The sequence below is a fragment of the Streptomyces sp. NPDC030809 genome, from assembly GCF_055572195.1.
Genome location: NZ_JBVIDV010000021.1, coordinates 23,350 through 40,443, shown reverse-complemented (window position 1 = coordinate 40,443; position 17,094 = coordinate 23,350). Strand labels below are relative to the sequence as shown.

Here is a 17,094-nt window from a genome sequence, read left to right as displayed (position 1 = left end):
TTCCTCAGCGCGGTGGGATCAGGCGCTTCACGATCTCGGAGGTGCGCCGGTGCCAGAGCCGGCTGCCGCGCAGCATGGTGTGGCCGCCCGCCCCCATGCGGACGGCCACCGCCGACGCCCCGGCCGCGCGGGCCCGGCGTACGAAGTCCCAGGACTGCCGGGCGGAGGTGACCCGGTCCTGCTCGTCGTGCAGCACGTACACCTCGCGGCCCGCGAGGTGCCCGACGGGTTCCCCCGGCGGGCACCAGGGAGCCAGGGCGATCACCCCTCGAACGCTGGGGTGGCCTGCGGCACGCAGGGCTGCGCGGCCGCCCATGGAGTGGCCGATGAGGACGACGGGGATGTCGCCGTGGCACGCGCGGAGCCGGTCGAGCGCGGCGGCGGCGTCCCGGGCGGCATCGGCGCGCGGGCCGTTCCAGCCCCGGTGGCGGTAGCGGGGGGCGGTGATGAGGACCGTACGCCCCCTCAGGGCCCGCGCGAGAGCGGCGGAGAGGAGGCGCATGCGCCAGGCGGGCAGGTTCAGCAGCGGGGGCGGCCGCAGGTCCTCGGCGCGCCCGCCGTGCAGCAGGACCACCGCGGCGGACGGGGCCCGGGGCGAGGAGCGGTGGGCAAGCCCCGGAGACCGGGCGGCCCGGGTGGCCCGGGCGGCCCGGATGGCCCGGATGGCCCGGCGGAGCGTCGCGATCCTCACCGCGGTCGGTCCCCTGAGCGTGGCGGCCGGGGGAAGAAGCCGCTGGTGCGGGCGAGGTATGCGGCGTAGCCGGGCCGGCCGGCCATGTGGGCCTCCAGTAGGCGCTTGCCGCTGCCTTTGATCAGCAGGGCGCTCATCACGAGCGGGGAGATGACGGTGGCGAGGGCGGTCTGCCAGGTGGCGCAGGCCGTCAGGTACAGGCCCCACCAGACGAGGAAGTCGCCGAAGTAGTTGGGGTGCCGGGTCCAGGACCACAGACCGCGGTCCATGATGCGGCCCTTGTTCGCCGGGTCGGCCTTGAACCGGGCGAGCTGGTGGTCCCCGACCGCCTCGAAGAACAGTCCGACGGCCCACAGGGCGAGCCCCGATGCGGCCGCGGCGTCCAGGGATCGGGGCAGCAGCAGGGCCACCTGGACGGGGAGTGAGACGAGCCAGACCAGGGATCCCTGGAGGAGGTAGATGATGCGCAGGGCGTGCAGGGCGGTGCTGCCGGGTGCCCGGGCGAGCATGCGCGCGTACCGGGGGTCCTCTGCCTGACCGCGTCCGCGCCGGGCGATGTGGACCGCGAGGCGCAGCCCCCACACGACGGTGGCGAGGGCCACCACGGTCCTGCGCGCGGGGTCGCCGTGACCGGCCGAGAGGAACCAGGCGACCACGGCGACGGCGGCGAAGGCCAGCCCCCAGGCGCTGTCGACGATCCGGTGCACCCCCTTGACCAGGGCCACGGCGAAGGTGAGCAGCATGACGGTGAGCGCCGTGCCCGCCGATGCGGCGAGAACGGCGCCGAGGGCTCCGGCGTCGACGGCGCTCACGCGCCCGGCCCGTCCGCGAGGCGTGCCCAGTCCGCCTGGTGCGTCGCGTCCGCGTGGTGTGTCGCGTCCGCCTGGTGTGGCCCGTCCGCGTGGTGTCCCGCGTCCGCGAGGCGTGCCGGGTCCGCGTGCGGTGCCGCTTCCCGGCCGGTGAGGACGAGTTGGCGTACGTCGAGGTAGCCGGAGCGGAAGCCGGCCTCGGAGTAGGCGAGGTAGAGCTCCCACATCCTCAGGAAGGCGCGGTCGAAGCCGAGGGCGGTCACTGCGGGGGACTCGTGGAGGAACCGGTCGCGCCACAGCCGGAGCGTTTCTGCGTAGTGCTCCCCGTAGCCGGTGTCGTGGACGACGGACAGCCCGGCGGCCGCGCTCTGCCGGGCGATGGCCTCCCCGGAGGGGATGAGGCCCCCGGGGAAGACGTACTTGCTGATCCAGGTGTGGGTGCGTGCGGTGTGCAGCATCCGCTCGTGGGGCATGGTGATCGCCTGGAGCACGGCACGGCCGCCGGGGGCCAGCAGGCGGTGCAGGGCGTCGAAGTAGGCGGGCCAGTAGGCGGCTCCCACCGCTTCGATCATCTCGACGCTGACGACGGCGTCGTACGTGCCCTCGACGCGGCGGTAGTCGCACAGCTCGACGGTCACCCGGTCGGCGACTCCGGCCGCCGCGATCCGGCCGAGGGCGAGCTCGCGCTGCTCCCGGGACAGGGTGATCGTGTGCACGCGGGCGCCGCGCTCGGCGGCCCGGATGGCCAGTTCGCCCCAGCCCGTACCGATCTCCAGGAGGCTGGTGCCCGGTCCGGTGCCGGCGAGGTCGAGGAGCCGGTCGATCTTGCGGTGCTGTGCTGCGGGCAGGTCCTCGGGGGCGGCCGGGAGGGACGTGAAGACGGCCGAGGAGTAGGTGAGGGTGGGGTCGAGGAAGAGGGCGAAGAGGTCGTTGGAGAGGTCGTAGTGCCGGTGGATGTTGCGGCGGGCCCCGTCGACGGTGTTGAGGTCCGAGGCGGGCCTGCGGCGGACCCAGATGCTGCGCAGACGGCGCAGCGCCCCTGGTACGAGGTCGTCCACGTGCCGGGCCAGGACGGTCAGGACCCCGACCAGGTCGTCGCTGTCCCATTCGCCCGCCATGTAGGACTCGCCGAAGCCGATCAGGCCGTCGGCTCCGATCCGCCGGTGGAACGCTCCGGGATCGCGCAGGGTCAGCGTCGGCAGGCCGTCCAGTGGCCCGTCCTGTGGCCCGTCCTGTGGCCCGTCCTGTGGCCCGTCCTGTGGCCCGTCGGGCTGCCGGGGGACCCTCGTCCCGGCTCCGGCGGTTGTCCCGGCTCCGGCGGTCTCGGTCCGTACCCGCAGCGGCAACCGGTCGAGGGCGCGCTCCACGATCGCACGGGCGATCGCGGTGCGCAGGGGCGAGGCGTTCGGCAGGCGGGCGACGTCGGGCCAGCGCGCGGCGTCGACCAGGTGCCGGCCGGCGCCGGTACCGCTCTCGGGGGCGGGAGGCAGGGTGAGGGTCACGGCGTCTTTTCCTGGAGGTGAGGGGCCGGGCGGGTGGGCCGCGGCTGGACGGGCAGGCCTTTGAGGTAGAGGCGGATTCCGTGCCGGCGGATGCCGAGCGACACTCCGGCGGTCGGCCACGGGTTGCGCAGCAGGGCCGCGAGCAGGGCGCGGGTCCCGGTGGGGCGGCGCGTTCCGACGACGGTGGCGGTCAGGGGGCGGGAGCCGTCCGGACGGCGGAGCTGGACGGTCAGGTCGAGGTGCTCGCCGGGCAGGGGCAGCCGCATCCGGTAGCTGCCCTCGACCGCGAAGAACGGGGAGACGTAGAAGTCCTTGGCCACCTCGGCGCGGCCCCGGTCGTCGGGGTGCAGGAGGTAGCAGTGCCGCTGGCCGTAGGTGTTGTGGACCTCCGCGACGACGCAGACGAGGCCGCCCGACCTGTCGTGGCACCAGTACAGGGTCAGGGGGTTGAAGACGTGTCCCAGGGCGCGCGGGTGCGCCAGCATGAGGGCCCGGCCGTCGGCGTCGTGGACGCCTTGGGCGGCGAGGTAGGCGTCGAGGCCCGCGCGCACGGTGGGGGAGTCGCCGGTGAAGTGGTCGCGGGCGTCGAAGCGGACCCAGGGGCGCAGCACGCGGGGCAGGACGCGGGGCAGGACCGGAAGGTCGTCCACGTCGACCAGCCACAGGGAGGTCCGGTGCCGGAGCGCATGGCCGACGGGCGCGGTGCGGGTGTGCCGCACCTCGGTCGCGTACAGGGCCGGGACTCGGACGGCGGGCCGGGCAGCGTGGCGGGCGGCGGCGCCGGTCACCAGGTCACCCCCAGCGATCGGGCCGCCTCGGCGCCCGCGCGGCAGCCGTCCTCGTGGAAGCCCCACCCGTGGTAGGCGCCCGCGTAGGCGGTGACGCCGTCGTTGAGGGTGGGCAGCAGCCGCTGCGCCGCCACCGACTCGGCCGTGTAGACGGGGTGTTCGTACGTCATGCGGGCCAGGACGCTGCGCTCGTCGATCCGGTGGCCCGGGTTGAGCGTGACGATGTGGGGCTCGGGGCCGGGCAGGCGCTGGAGCCGGTTCATGTCGTAGCTGACCTGCACCGAACCGGGCCGGGCCGTGCAGGAAGGGAGCCGGTAGTTCCACGAAGCGCGGGCATGCCCGCCGCGCGGCAGCAGCGAGGTGTCGCGGTGCAGCACGGTCGGATTGCGGGAGTAGGTGAAGGCGCCCAGGACCCGTCGTTCCTGCTCGGTGGGATCGGCGAGGAGCTTCAGGGCCTGATCGGGGTGGACGGCGATGACGACGGCGTCGTGCGCGGCCCGCTGCCCGTCCTCGGTGACCAGGTCGACGCGGCCGGCTCCCCGGACGACAGTACGGACCGGCGTGGAAGTCAGCACGCGGGCCGGGGACTTGGCGGCCCGCTCGACGTAGGACCTGGACCCGCCGGTGACGGTCTTCCACTGCGGGGACCCGGTGACGGAGAGCAGGCCGTGGTGGTCGAGGAAGCGGAACAGGTAGGCGGCCGGGTACTCCAGCGCGGTGTCCGGTGCGCAGGACCACACGGCCGCGACCAGGGGGACGGCGAAGTGGCTGACGAAATAGGGCGAGAAGCGCTTCTCGCGCAGGAAGCCCCCGAGGGTGGAGGCCGTGTCCCCGTCGGCGAGCAGCCGGCGGGCGGCACGGTGGAAGCGGGGGACGTCGGAGAGCATCAGCAGGTGGCGCCCGCGCAGTACGTTCCCGCCGCCCAGCAGGCCGAGCGGGCCGCGGGCGCCGGCGTACTCCAGACCGCAGCCGTCGCACCGGACCGACATGCTCATCTCCGAGTCCCGGGTGGTCACGCCCAGTTCGCGGAAGAGCCGCAGGAGGTGCGGGTAGGTGCGGTCGTTGTGGACGATGAACCCGGTGTCCACGCTCAGGGTGCCCCCGCTGCGGGTCGGCACCTCGTGGGTGTGCGCGTGGCCGCCGAGCCGTTCGTCCGCCTCGTAGAGGACCACGTCGTGCGTGCGGGAGAGGATGTGCGCGGCCGTGAGCCCGGCCACTCCCGACCCAACCACGGCGATGCTCTTCCGGTCCAAGCGGTCCATGCGGTCCATCCGGTCCACCCCTGGTTTCGGAGGGTTCGGGGAACGCCGTCCCCGAGCCCCTGCTTTCATCTGGTGATTCGGTGCGGCGTTCCCGCCGGACGGGTGCCCTTTTCAGCCCCGGCGCCCACGGCGCCCACGGCGCCCGAGGCCACGCGCGAGCGGAGGCTCTGCAGGCCCCGCCGGGCGTGGCTCTTGACGGTGCCGAGCGGCAGCCCGGTGCGGTCGGCGATCTGCACCTGGGTCAGATCGGCGAAGTAGGTGAGGGCCAGCACCTCGCGCTGCCCCCGCGGGAGCAGGGCGAGCGCACGGGTGACCACGCTCTGGTCGAGCACCTTCTCGACCTCGTCCGAGGTCTCGTCGCGGCGGCGCCTGCCGGCGGCGGCCACCAGCTCCAGTCGCCGGGTCCGCGCGCTGAGGGCATCCGCCGTCTTGCGCCGGGTGATGCCCATCAGCCATCCCGGCAGCGTGCCGCACTCCGGCCGGAACCCCGACCGGCCGCGCCACGCCGCGAGGAACACCTGCTGTACGACGTCCTCCGCCTCGCGTGCATCGCCCAGGGTGCGCGCGGCATGGGCGTGCACGAGGGGGCTCCAGCGCCGGTGCGCCAGCGGGAGCCATCGCTCGTCGCCCCGGATCAGAAGGGACGTGATCTCCGCATCCGCGACCGGGTCGTCGAGCCGGGCACCCCGCCCCGCAGCCGGTGGGCCGGCGTACGAGGCACCCGTCCGTGATGAAGTCATGACCGCGCCTCCTCCAGCTCGCCCTGCACCGCGTCCGCCGGAGCGGGGCTGCCTCCGTGGGGGGACAGGGAGCTCCGGAATCCGGCGGACGCGATGCCACCAGGGTCGGCGGGCCGCACCGTCTGAACAACTTGCATCGTTTTCGCATTGAATCTGTGGCGCAAGCGGCAGGCGGCAGGCGGCAGGCGGCGCGCGGCGGTCAGGCGAGGCGGCGGGCGTGCCGGAACCGTGCGAGGCCGTCCGGCAGGGCGATCAGCGGATCCGGATAGTCGAGCGCCGCCCGGTCGAAGCCGGCCAGGCGCCACGGCTCGTGGACCGCAGCGCCGTCCAGCCCCGCGAGCTCCGGCACCCAGCGCCGGACGTACACCCCGTCCGGGTCGTGGCGACGGCCCTGGAGCACCGGGTTGAGGACCCGGTTGGGCCGGGTGTCCGTTCCGGTCCCCGCCACCCACTGCCAGTTCAGCTGGTTGTTGGCCACGTCCCCGTCCACCAGCAGGCTCAGGAAGTGGCGGGCGCCCTCACGCCAGTCGACGTAGAGCGTCTTGACCAGGAACGAGGCGGCGATGAGCCGGCCCCGGTTGTGCATCCACCCCTCGTGGAGGAGCTGCCGCATGGCCGCGTCGACCACCGGATACCCCGTCCTGCCCTCCTTCCAGGCCGACAGGTCCGCGCTCGCCTCCCGCCCCTGCCGCCAGTGGTCGTCGCGGGAGCGGTAGTCCCGCCTGGCCGTGTCCGGCCGGGCCGCGAGGACCTGCTGGTGGAAGTCCCGCCAGCACACCTGGCGGATGAACGCCGCCGCCCCCGGCCCCCCGGCCTTGCTCGCCCTGGCCACCACCTCGCATGCCGACAGCGTCCCGAAGTGCAGGTGCGCGGAGAGCCGGGAGGTGCCGTCCCCCGCCAGGTCGTCGTGCCGCTCCTCGTAGGCGTCCACCGGGCCGGACAGCCAGGACTGCAGCTGCCTGCGCCCCTCCCGCTCGCCTCCGGCGGCCAGCCCCGGGGACACACCGGACACCTCCGACCGCCGGGGCAGCTCCTCGGATCCCAGCCCTGCCGGAACGCGCAGCGCCCGCGGCGCGGACAGCAGACTGCGCAGCGGTTCGGCCTTCCAGCGCCTGAAGTAGGGGGTGAACACGGCGAAGTGGTCCGACCCCTGGGGGGTCACGTCACCGGGCGGTACGACGGTGCTCACGGTCTCGTGCGTGTAGAGGCGACACCCCTCCGCCTCCAGCGCCTGCCGCAGCCGTGCCTCCCGGGCCAGCGCGAAGGCCGAATGGCCGGCCGCCATGTGCACCTCGTCCGCGTCCGACTCGCGCACCACCCCGACCACCTCCTGCACGCTCTCGCCCGAGCGGAGAACGAGCCGGCCGCCGCGGTCCCGCAGCGCCCGGTCCAGGTCGGCGAGGCAGTCGGCGAGGAAGGCCAGGCGGTTGGGAGCCGCAAAGCCGACCCGGTCCACGGCGGGGTCACGCACGAACAGCGGCACGACTTCGCCTCCGCCCTCCAAGGCGGCCCGCATCGGCGGGTGGTCGTGCACGCGCAGGTCGGACGTGAACAGGACGACGGAGACGGTCATGGCCCACTTCCAGCAGTCGGCCACCGGACCCCGGGGGAGCCGGCGGATCAGCACACTTCGTACCGACCCTTCCGCCCACGCCCCTCCGCCGGATGCATTCGGCGCAGGATGCATCCAGTGTCGGATGCTTCCTGCGCCGAATGCCCGGGCCGTGGACTCCGTCCGGCCTCAGGCCGGAAGGCGCATCAGGAGCAGCGGGGCCGTGGTGGGCTGCGGGGATCCTCCGGCCGGTTCGAGGGTCAGGCCCACGGCGGCCGCGTCGGCGGTGTCTCCGGCGAGCAGGACGGTGCCGTCCTGCCGGATGAAACCGGCCGGGCGCATGGTTCCGTCGTGGTCCAGCCACAGCTGGTAGGTCTTTCCCGCAGCCGGGGCGGGCAGGCCGGTGGCGGTGAAGACGGCCTTGTTCTGCCGACCGGAAGCGACCACCGTGGCCAAGGCCCCGTTGCTGGTGCGGCCGTGGACGGTACGGGCGTCCGGCGCGGCCAGCACGCTGCCGACGGCATCGAGGCGCCGCTCGCTCTGCCGGGCCCGCTCCTCCAGCTGCCGGTTCTGCTCGCTCTGCCAGGCGGCCAGACCGGCGAACGACGCGGCCGCGGCCAGGCTGGCCGCCAGCGCCAGCGGGAGGGCCCGGCGGCGCAGCACTGCGCGCGAGGACGCGGGTCCGGCCGTGGGGGTGCGCGGAGGGAGCTGGCGTACGCGGTCCAGAGCCGCCAGGGTCCGGGGCTTCATCGCGGCGGGAGGGGCCTGGGAGGCAGCGGCCGCCAGGCGGGCGGCGGTGGCCTGGAAATCGGCGGTGTCCTGCCGGCACGCCTCGCATCCGGCGCGGTGCGCGGCGAACTCCTCGCGCTCTTCGGGGGACAGGGCGTCCAGCGCGTACGCGGCAGCCAGGAGGTGGATGTCGGTGGCGTGGTGTTTCACGTGGACACCCCCATGCAGTCGCGAAGCCGGATCAGCCCGTCGCGCATGCGTGTCTTGATGGTCGGAAGCGGTGTGCGGAGGGTCTGGGCGACTTCACGGTACGTCAGGCCCCCGTAGTAGGCGAGGGTGACGGCCTGGCGCTGGAGCTCGGTCAGGCCGCGCAGGCAGCGCCGTACCTGCTCGCTCTCCAGGCGGGTCTCCGCCTGCTCGGCGACCTCGTCGAAGGCCGTCTGGTGCTCGCGGGCGGCCTGGGCCAGTTCGCGGTCGGCGGCAGCCTGGGCGGAACGCACGCGGTCCACGGCCCGCCGGTGGGCGATGGTCGCCGCCCACGTGGGGACGCTTCCGGAGTCGGGGCGGTAGCGGGCGGCCTGCCGCCACAGGTCGATCATGACTTCCTGGGCGACCTCCTCGGACTGGGCGCGGTCGCGTACGACTTTGATCACGATCCCGAAGACCATCGGCGCCAGCGCGTCGTAGAGCGCCGAGAAGGCGTGTTTGTCACCGTGGGCGACCTGCTGCATGAGCTCGGCGAGCTCGGGGCGGCCCGCGGGGCCGGCGGGGCCGGCGGGGCCGAACGGCAGGGGCTGGTTCACCGGCCGCGCTCCGGCTGCGGCGACCAGACGAAGGGGCGGCCGGCCGCGGCCGCCCGGGGGCGGGGTGAACATCGCATGGCTGTCCTTGTCCGTAGGGCGGGGGCGGGCCGCCGCCATGGGCGGGTCCGCGACAGAGCGTCCGTGGGCTCTGTCGGTTCTTCGTAGCGGACGGGCGTGCGGATGGGTGCGCATTCGGTCAACGGGGCAGCGGCTGGGTCCCCCGGTCGAGGGGATCGCCGCGCTGCGGCCCATCCGACGGGACCGGGGCGGCGAAGAGCAGGCGGACGGGAGGCTCCGGTCCGCGCCGACAACGGACGGGGCGGCGTGGACCGGTCACCCGTCCGGGCCTGCGGGCGGGAGCGCTTCCGTTGCACCCGTGCACACCGAGGGGGCCCGGACGGGTCGGCTGCGGGTGGCTGTCGGCGGCCACCCGCAGCACCCCGGTCCGGCGCTCGCGCGCCCGCCGCGGGCAGCAGGCCCTCCCCGGCACGAAGGAACTCCTCCCACTCTGCCGACCTCCTGCTCCGACCGGCCTGGGAGGTCCGCCCGCACTCGATCGGGTGACAGGCCAATCCGCCGGGCGGGTGGAGCCGAATCCCGGGTGTGAGCAGCTTCCGCAGCACCCTCTCCCGCAGCGTCCGCGCTGCGCCGGTCGGCCTCCTGGCCGGGTTCAGCGCACTGGCGGTGGCCGAGCTCGTCGCGGGCCTGGTCCGGCCGGCCGCCGGACCGGTGACGGCGGTGGGCGGGGCTCTCATCGACCGGACTCCCGCCGCGTTGAAGGACTTCGCGATCCGCACGTTCGGCGAGAACGACAAGGCCGTCCTCCAGCTCGGCATCCTGCTCGCGCTGGCCCTGTTCGCCGCCCTCCTGGGCGTTCTCGCCCTCGGGCACCGGCGCACGGCGACGGCGGGGGTCCTGCTCTTCGGGATCGCAGGCGCGGCCGCGGCACTGAGCAGGCCCGACACGCAGGGCACCGCCGACGCCCTGCCCTCCCTGGCAGGCGCAGTCGCCGGCGCTGCGGCCCTGTACCTGCTGGCGGGCAAAGCCACCCCTGCCGGCTCCCCGCCTGGTCATGAGGGCGACGGGGGCGGATGGAGCCGGCGGGGGTTCCTCACCGCGGCCGCCGTGACCGCGGCGGCCGCAAGCGGAGCCGGTGCGCTGGGCCGCACCCTGTCACGGCGGCGCGGCCGGGGGGCCGTCGCCTCCCGCACCACCCTGGTGCTGCCCGCACCGGCCTCACCGGCGCCCCCGACTCCCGCAGCAGCAGCCCTGGGCATTCCCCGCATCAGCCCGTACATCACGTCCAACCGGGACTTCTACCGCGTGGACACCGCCCTGACCGTCCCCATGATCGACGCCTCCACCTGGCGGCTCCACATCCGCGGCAAAGGCGTCACCCGCCCGCGCACCTACACCCTCGAACAGCTCCTCGCCCGCCCCCTCATCGAACGTCACATCACCCTCACCTGCGTGTCCAACGAGGTCGGCGGCCCCTACCTCGGCAACGCCCGCTGGCTGGGCGTACCCCTGGCCGGACTGCTCGCCGAATGCGGAGTCAGGCCGCCGTCGAAGGGCGGCCGCGCCGACCAGCTCGTGGCCCGCTCCGCGGACGGCATGACCCTCGGCTCCCCGGTCGAGGAGGTCATGGACGGCCGCGACGCCCTGCTCGCCGTCGGCATGAACGGCGAACCGCTGCCGTTCGCCCACGGCTTCCCCGTCCGCATGCTCGTTCCCGGCCTGTACGGCTACGTGTCCGCCTGCAAGTGGATCACCGGCATCGAACTCACCACCTTCGACGCCTACGACGCGTACTGGGTCAGACGCAAGTGGGCCCGCCGCGCCCCGGTCAAGACCCAGGCCCGCATCGACACCCCCAAGCCCTTCGCCCGGCCGCCCGCCGGCACCGTCACCGTCGCCGGCGTGGCCTGGGCCCAGCGCCGCGGCATCAGCCGCGTCGAGGTGCGCATCGACGACGGGCCCTGGCAGGACGCCGACCTCGCCGCCGAGGACACCAGGGACACCTGGCGCCAGTGGTCCTACCCCTGGCGGGCGGCTCCCGGCGGCCACACGATCACCGTCCGCGCCACCGACGGCACCGGAGCGGTACAGACCGCGCAGCGCGCCAGAACCCTCCCCGACGGGGCGAGCGGCCGGCACAGCGTCTTCGTCACCGTCCCCTGAGGCCGGCGTCCCCTGAGACCGGCGTCCCCTGAGACCACCGGACCCGCCCCCTCACCGGCGGTCCGGCAAGAACCACCAGAGATCCACTCGATCCCTTCAAGGAGAAACCGATCATGAACACCGTGCGCATCCGCCGTACCGCGATCGCCGTCGCCGCCGCCGTCCTGCTGCCCTTCTCGCTGGCCGCCTGCTCCGACGCCGCCGACACCACCCAGGCCGGCCCCACCGCCGCCGGCGACCCGGCCAAGACCGGCGGGAGCACCCCGGCCGACGCCGTGAACGCCGACCAGCCCTTCGGCCCGGCATGCGCCGGCGTTCCCAAGGAGGGCGCGGGCTCCTTCGACGGCATGGCCAAGGACCCGGTCGCCACGGCCGCCTCCCACAACCCGGCCCTGTCCACCCTGGTCGCGGCGGTCAAGCAGGCCGGCCTGGTGGACACCCTGAACAATGCGAAGGACATCACCGTCTTCGCACCCACCAACGAGGCCTTCGCGAAGATCCCCAAGGCCGACCTCGACAAGGTCCTCGCCGACAAGGCCACCCTCACCAAGATCCTCACCTACCACGTCGTGGGCGAGAAGCTCACGCCGAAGCAGCTGGAGAACGGCTCCTTCGAGACCCTCCAGAAGGGGATGGTCACCACCAGCGGCTCCGGAGAGTCCTACAAGGTCAACGGCACCGCCTCGGTCGTGTGCGGCAACGTGAAGACCGCCAACGCCCACGTGTACATCATCGACTCGGTCCTCATGCCGCAGGGCTGACCCCCTCCGCCCGGGCGTTGACCGCCCGGTGCCCGGTGCCCGGTGCCCGGTGCCCGGTGCCCGGTGCCCGGTGCCCGGTGCCCGGTGCCCGGTGCCCGCGGCTTCGCTTCTGGCGACTCGCCTCAGAGGCGCGCAGCCGGGACGCGGGCGCCGGGCCCTTCCGCGGATTCAGCCGAGATCCGGGTGCAGCTCGGGGCGGGCCGCCCACCACGAGCGGTAGAAGGTGTTGCGGGGCACGCTGTCGAGATACGCGCGCCCCGCCGCCCGGTACAGCAGCCGGGCCCGGTCCTCGGAGAGCGCGGCCCGGTTCCAGGCGAGGCGGATGCGGCCCGTGATCGGGTCGCCCTCCAGCGGCCTCAGTACCGTGCCCTCGGCGTGCGGAGAGGTGGGCTGGCACAGGGAGACGGCCCGTCCGGCGGCGATCAGGCCCCAGCGCATCTTGCGGTCGGCGATCCGGTAGCGCAGCTTCGGCGTGAAGCCGGCCCTGCGGCAGGCGTCGACCATGGCCTCCCTGCTGCCGTCGTCCTCTTCCACGATCATGGTCCAGGTTTCGTCCGCGAGGTCGGCCAGGCGGAGCCGGTCCCGTCCGGCGAGCGGGTGGGCGGCCGACAGGCGTACGCAGGCGGGCTCCTTGGGGATGACGGTGCGGACCGCCGCACCGTCGGGGAGCGGCACTTCGTGGTCGGCGACCTCGCCGTAGACGATGGCGTCGTACTGTTCGGCGCCGAGCATGCGGGTGAGCGTGGTCACCGAGTGCTCGATGTCCATCTCGAAGTCGTGGCCGGGCAGTTCCCGCTCCAGGTGCCCGATCAGCTGGTCCGTCAGGACGAGCATGACGGCGCCGAGCCGCAGGGTCGGGTGCGGTGCGGCCGCCCGGGCGCCGGCGGTGAGGGCGTCCATCTCGCCGAGGACCCGGCGTGCCTTGGAGAGGACGAATTCGCCCAACGGAGTCGGTTTCACCCCGTGTTGGCCGCGGACGAACAGCTCGCCGCCCGTGACCCGTTCGATCCGTCGGAGCTGGGCGGACAGCCCCGGCTGGGACACTCCGAGCAGGGCCGCGGCACGGCTCAGGCTGCCTGCTTCCGCTATCCGGCAGACAGCTTCGAGATGTCGCAATTCCAACTGCACGTCGGCAGCATATGCAGGGAGGGGAGGCCGGCGAAGGGGCGGGCCTGAGGAAGGCTCGGCGGGGCCAGGGCTCCCGCCGGTTGCGGGCCGGACGCCGTGTCCGGGGCCCGTACCCGACCCCTCTAGGATGGGAGGGTGACCGCAAGCGACATCGACAAGGCAGCCGCCGTGCTGCGCGCCGGCGGGCTGGTGGCCCTTCCGACCGAGACCGTCTACGGCCTGGGCGCCAACGCCGAGGACCCCACCGCCGTCTCGCGGATCTTCCAGGTCAAGGGGCGTCCGCCCAACCACCCGCTGATCGTGCACATCGCCGGCGCGGAGCACCTGGACGGCTGGGTGGAGGACGTGCCGGCGGCGGCCCGCCTGCTGGCCGAGCACTTCTGGCCGGGACCCCTCACGCTGGTCCTGCGCCGCGCCGCCCGCGTGCCGCTGGAAGCGACCGGCGGCCTGGAGACGGTCGCGGTGCGCGTGCCGGACCACCCGGTCGCGCTCGCGCTGCTGGAGGCCTTCGGCGGCGGCGTCACGGCCCCGTCCGCCAACCGCTTCGGCTCGGTCAGCCCCACCACGGCCGACGACGTCCGGGCCGAGCTCGGCGACGGCGTCGACTTCGTGCTCGACGGCGGGCCGTGCGAGGTCGGCGTCGAGTCCACCATCGTCGACGTCACCGGCGAGACCCCGACCATCCTCCGGCCCGGAGGGGTGACCCGCGAGGACCTCGAAGCGGTCCTCGGATACCCCCTCGAGGTCCCGTCGACCAGTCAGGTACGGGTTCCGGGCCAGCACCCGTCGCACTACGCACCGCGTGCGCGGGTCGTCCTCGCCGAGCCTGAGCAGGTCCTCGCCGAAGCGGAACGCGCCTCCGGCCTGGGTCACCGCGTGGGCGTCTTCCTCCCCGCCTCCCTCAGCGGGACGCCGGTGAAGGCGCACGCCGTCGTGGCGGTCCCCGCCTCGCCGGCGGCCTACGCGCGCAGTCTGTACGGGTTCCTTCGCGAGCTCGACCAGCAGGGGTGCGATCTGATCGTCGCGTCCCTGCCGCCGGAGGAGGGGCTGGGCCTGGCGATCGCCAACCGCCTCCGCCGCGCCGCCGGGCCCCGTACCACCGTCTGACCACTACCGGCCTTCCGCGGCGGGGCACGCACACGCGCCGACCTGCCGGAGGCCGCCGTTCCCGCGGGCGGTGGGGGCGAGCGAGCCGGTCAGGTCGAGCGTGCCCGGCGCGGTGAGCGGGCCGGTCAGGACGCGGCGGGGGCCGCGGCGCCGAGGCCGCGGGCGGCGACGAGCCGGGCGCTGCCGTCGGCCAGGCGGTAGGACAGGCCCACCACGGCGAGGCGGCCGTCGGCCACCCGCCCGGCCAGCACCTGGGAGCGTTCCAGCAGCAGGTCCACGGTGTGCTCGATGTGCTCGGCCAGGATCTCGTCGGCGCTCTCGCGTCCTGCGGCGCGGGCTGCCAGCACGCTCGGGGTCACCCGCTCGACGACGTCCCGGACGAAGCCGCCCGGCGTCTGCCCGTTCTCCAGGGCCGAGCAGGCCGCGGCGACCGCGCCGCACGAGTCGTGACCGAGGACGACGACCAGCGGTGCGTCGAGGACCGCCGCGCCGAACTCGATGGAGCCGAGCACCTCCGTACCGGCGACGTGGCCTGCGGTGCGCACGACGAACAGGTCGCCCAGCCCGCGGTCGAAGATGATCTCGGCGGCAAGCCGGGAGTCGGAGCAGCCGAACAGCACGGCGAACGGCTGCTGCGCCGGTGCGGTCTCGGTGCGGCGGGTGGCGTCTTGGTTCGGGTGCTCGGGAGCACCGGCGACGAAGCGCCGGTTGCCGGCCATGAGCAGCTCGAAGGCGTCGTGGGGCGCCGGCGCGGGCGTCGGCGTCGGGATCCTCTCGGTCATGGCCGCAGACTACGAGGGCGGCAGCGGTGGCCGCACCCCGGCCGGTGGATGGCCGGTGGATGGCCGGTGCATGCAGGCGGAGGCATTCCGGTCTGGCGAAACCGGAATCGCAAATCGTATGATTTGGGGCATGGAGCCGGTTGAACCTCGGACCAGCTGGACGTTCGTCACGAACCACGCCCGGATCCTCGCCATGATCCTCCGCGACCCGGAGAGCCGGCTGCGCGATCTGGCCGCCGGCTGCGGGCTCACGGAACGAGCGACCGGCTCCATCGTCCGGGACCTGGAGACCGCCGGGTACCTCACCCGGGTACGCCGCGGCCGCCGCAACCACTACGAGGTCACGCCCGGGACCCCCTTCCGGCATCCGGCCGAGGGGCACCGCGAAGTCGCGAACCTCCTGCACCTGCTGGTCGACCTCGACCCCCGGGCCGGGGCGACCGGCCCCCTTCCGAGGACGGCGGCTGCCACCGCCACCGCGCAGGCGGGCCACACGCCCGCCGACCCGCGCACCGGTGCGGGCCCCGGGCCCGCGATGCCGCCGCCCCCTGCCGGGCCTTCTCCCCGAGATTTCGGGGTGTGAAGGGAGCAGGCCATGACCCCTCTTCCCGAACGCCGACCGGTCGAGGCGGCAGAGCCCGTGAACGCCACCATGCCCCCGCTCGTCCCGGAGGTGGTCCTCGTGCCGGGGCCGCACCGGGCGCTGGCCCGCGTGTACGGCGAGATCGACATGGACGGCGGCGGTGCACTGCGCGCCGACCTGATCGCCGCCCTGAACTCCAGCCGCGACGGCCTCGACCTCGACCTCGCCGCCGTCGGCTTCTGCGACACCACCGGGCTGCACATCCTGCTCGACCTGGACCGGCTGGCCCTGGAGACCGGGAAATCGCTCGTGCTGACCGCCCTCAGCCGCCCCGTCGCCCGCCTGCTGCGCCTGAGCGGAGTGGAGCAGGTGTTGACCGTCCGCGCCTGGCCCACCCCCGCCCGGCAGGCGGCAGAGTCCGTACGGTCCGTGCCGGGGGCCGGCGAGGCCGACGCGGCACCCCAGCGGTTCGGGCTGGGCCAGGTGCTGGGAGCGGCCGAGAGCACCGCGCCCGTGCGCTCCCTCGACGTGGTCGCCCGCAACCTCCGCGACCGGTTCGACGCCAGGTACGTGTCGTTCCTGTTCGTCGACATCGTCGGCCGACGCCTGCTGCGGGTCCACGACACCGCCGCCGAACCCGGGCAGCAGCCCGCCGAACAGGTGCCTCTCGCCCGCAGCAGCATCTACGACGACGTGCTGCGCAGCCAGGAACTGGTGGTGGCCCCGGCCGGCCGGGACGGGCAGCGGGTCCTCGCCCCGGTCACCAACCGCGGCGATGCCATCGGCGTCCTGGAGCTCTTCCTCACCCACGCCCCGCCAGAGGTCTGCGCGCAGGTCCAGCAGGCCGCGCACGCGCTGGCGTACATCATCGTCACCGACCGCCGCTTCACCGACCTCTACCACTGGGGCAACCGCACCGGCCCGGTCAGCCTCAGCGCAGAGATCCAACGCCAGCTCCTGCCCTCCGCCTCCTGCTGCGAAGCCCCCGAGTTCACCCTGGCCGGCGCCCTGGTCCCGGCCTCCGACATCGCCGGCGACACCTACGACTACAGCCTCGACACCCACACCCTGCACCTGTCCATCACCGACGCCATGGGCCACGACGTCAGCGCCTCCCTCATGGCCACCCTCCTGGTCAACGCCTCCCGCGGCGCCCGCCGCGCCGGCTGCGACCTCGCCGAACAGGCCCGCCAGACCCACCAGGCCCTCCTCGACCACGGCCGCCACAGCATCGCCACCGGACAACTGCTGCGCATCGCCCTGGACGGCAGCCACGCCCGGCTCGTCAACGCCGGCCACCCCTGGCCCTACCTCCTGCGCCGCGGCGCCGTCACCGAAACCCAGCTGACCGTGAACCTGCCCTTCGGCGCCCCCCAGCAGGGCGCCTACGAGGTCCAGGACCTCGACCTGCGCCCCGGCGACCGCCTCCTGCTCCACACCGACGGCATGCAGGAACGCGAGGCCGAAGTCGTGGACCTGCCCGCCCTCTTGCGCCAGACCGCGGCCGAGCACCCGCGCGAGGTGGTCCGCACCCTGGTAGCCGCCGTCACCGACGCCTACGGCGGCCGCCCCCCGAAGGACGACGCCACCGTCCTCTGCCTCGACTGGCACGGCCCCCCCAACCCCGAAAGCTGAACGCCCAGCTCGGCCTTGGCCCGGCCACCCGGTCGGGGGCG

The 17,094-nt window shown here is 74.2% G+C and carries 16 protein-coding genes and 1 pseudogene; 6 read left to right on the top strand and 11 right to left on the bottom strand.

The window, feature by feature from the left end:
* Positions 1–4: 4 nt before the first annotated feature.
* The 9 genes from ACZ407_RS25685 to sigK all read right to left on the bottom strand — a co-directional run bounded on the left by ACZ407_RS25685 (position 5) and on the right by sigK (position 8,876).
* On the bottom strand, positions 5–691 hold the full coding sequence (locus ACZ407_RS25685; protein WP_468132133.1) for an alpha/beta fold hydrolase: 687 nt from the start codon (positions 689–691) through the stop codon (positions 5–7).
* Positions 688–1,503, bottom strand: a complete 816-nt coding sequence (locus ACZ407_RS25680; protein WP_468132131.1) for a DUF1295 domain-containing protein — start codon at positions 1,501–1,503, stop codon at positions 688–690. Before ACZ407_RS25680 ends, ACZ407_RS25685 begins: the two co-directional genes overlap by 4 nt.
* On the bottom strand, positions 1,500–3,002 hold the full coding sequence (locus ACZ407_RS25675; protein ID WP_468132129.1) for a class I SAM-dependent methyltransferase: 1,503 nt from the start codon (positions 3,000–3,002) through the stop codon (positions 1,500–1,502). Before ACZ407_RS25675 ends, ACZ407_RS25680 begins: the two co-directional genes overlap by 4 nt.
* On the bottom strand, positions 2,999–3,790 hold the full coding sequence (locus ACZ407_RS25670; protein ID WP_468132127.1) for a DUF1365 domain-containing protein: 792 nt from the start codon (positions 3,788–3,790) through the stop codon (positions 2,999–3,001). The genes ACZ407_RS25675 and ACZ407_RS25670 overlap by 4 nt, the downstream gene beginning before the upstream one ends.
* On the bottom strand, positions 3,787–5,052 hold the full coding sequence (locus tag ACZ407_RS25665) for an NAD(P)/FAD-dependent oxidoreductase (protein WP_468132125.1): 1,266 nt from the start codon (positions 5,050–5,052) through the stop codon (positions 3,787–3,789). Before ACZ407_RS25665 ends, ACZ407_RS25670 begins: the two co-directional genes overlap by 4 nt.
* Before the next feature lie 65 nt (positions 5,053–5,117).
* Positions 5,118–5,792 (bottom strand): RNA polymerase sigma factor, encoded by a 675-nt coding sequence (locus ACZ407_RS25660; RefSeq protein ID WP_468132123.1) that lies wholly within the window; start codon positions 5,790–5,792, stop codon positions 5,118–5,120.
* A 199-nt stretch (positions 5,793–5,991) separates the two neighbouring features.
* Positions 5,992–7,365: a cryptochrome/photolyase family protein gene (locus ACZ407_RS25655; protein ID WP_468132121.1), complete on the bottom strand. Its 1,374-nt coding sequence runs from the start codon at positions 7,363–7,365 to the stop codon at positions 5,992–5,994.
* Positions 7,366–7,533: 168 nt separating this feature from the next.
* Positions 7,534–8,283 (bottom strand): anti-sigma factor, encoded by a 750-nt coding sequence (locus ACZ407_RS25650; protein WP_468132119.1) that lies wholly within the window; start codon positions 8,281–8,283, stop codon positions 7,534–7,536.
* Positions 8,280–8,876 (bottom strand): ECF RNA polymerase sigma factor SigK, encoded by a 597-nt coding sequence (gene sigK / locus ACZ407_RS25645; protein WP_468132117.1) that lies wholly within the window; start codon positions 8,874–8,876, stop codon positions 8,280–8,282. Before sigK ends, ACZ407_RS25650 begins: the two co-directional genes overlap by 4 nt.
* 603 nt (positions 8,877–9,479) lie before the next feature.
* On the opposite strand from sigK, the gene ACZ407_RS25640 reads away from it, so the two are divergent.
* Both ACZ407_RS25640 and ACZ407_RS25635 read left to right on the top strand, forming a co-directional pair.
* The gene (locus ACZ407_RS25640; protein ID WP_468132115.1) at positions 9,480–11,057 is read left to right on the top strand and encodes a molybdopterin-dependent oxidoreductase; all 1,578 of its coding nucleotides are present in this window, start codon (positions 9,480–9,482) and stop codon (positions 11,055–11,057) included.
* A 113-nt stretch (positions 11,058–11,170) separates the two neighbouring features.
* Positions 11,171–11,818: a fasciclin domain-containing protein gene (locus ACZ407_RS25635; protein ID WP_468132113.1), complete on the top strand. Its 648-nt coding sequence runs from the start codon at positions 11,171–11,173 to the stop codon at positions 11,816–11,818.
* Positions 11,819–11,986: 168 nt separating this feature from the next.
* Here the strand turns inward: ACZ407_RS25635 and ACZ407_RS25630 are convergent, their stop codons facing one another.
* The gene (locus tag ACZ407_RS25630; RefSeq protein ID WP_468132111.1) at positions 11,987–12,946 is read right to left on the bottom strand and encodes a LysR family transcriptional regulator; all 960 of its coding nucleotides are present in this window, start codon (positions 12,944–12,946) and stop codon (positions 11,987–11,989) included.
* A gap of 135 nt (positions 12,947–13,081) precedes the next feature.
* Between ACZ407_RS25630 and ACZ407_RS25625 the strand changes: the two genes are divergently transcribed.
* The gene (locus tag ACZ407_RS25625) at positions 13,082–14,053 is read left to right on the top strand and encodes an L-threonylcarbamoyladenylate synthase (RefSeq protein WP_468132109.1); all 972 of its coding nucleotides are present in this window, start codon (positions 13,082–13,084) and stop codon (positions 14,051–14,053) included.
* Positions 14,054–14,178: 125 nt separating this feature from the next.
* Here the strand turns inward: ACZ407_RS25625 and ACZ407_RS25620 are convergent, their stop codons facing one another.
* The gene (locus tag ACZ407_RS25620; protein WP_468132107.1) at positions 14,179–14,835 is read right to left on the bottom strand and encodes a carbonic anhydrase; all 657 of its coding nucleotides are present in this window, start codon (positions 14,833–14,835) and stop codon (positions 14,179–14,181) included.
* A 130-nt stretch (positions 14,836–14,965) separates the two neighbouring features.
* Between ACZ407_RS25620 and ACZ407_RS25615 the strand changes: the two genes are divergently transcribed.
* From ACZ407_RS25615 to ACZ407_RS25605, 3 genes and pseudogenes are all read left to right on the top strand, one after another.
* Complete coding sequence (locus ACZ407_RS25615) at positions 14,966–15,418, top strand: helix-turn-helix transcriptional regulator (protein ID WP_468132105.1); 453 nt, start codon at positions 14,966–14,968, stop codon at positions 15,416–15,418.
* Positions 15,419–15,430: 12 nt separating this feature from the next.
* A pseudogene (locus ACZ407_RS25610) lies at positions 15,431–15,787 on the top strand (STAS domain-containing protein); the annotation flags it as partial.
* 114 nt (positions 15,788–15,901) lie between these two features.
* Positions 15,902–17,053: a PP2C family protein-serine/threonine phosphatase gene (locus tag ACZ407_RS25605; protein ID WP_468132339.1), complete on the top strand. Its 1,152-nt coding sequence runs from the start codon at positions 15,902–15,904 to the stop codon at positions 17,051–17,053.
* The last annotated feature ends 41 nt before the right edge of the window (positions 17,054–17,094 follow it).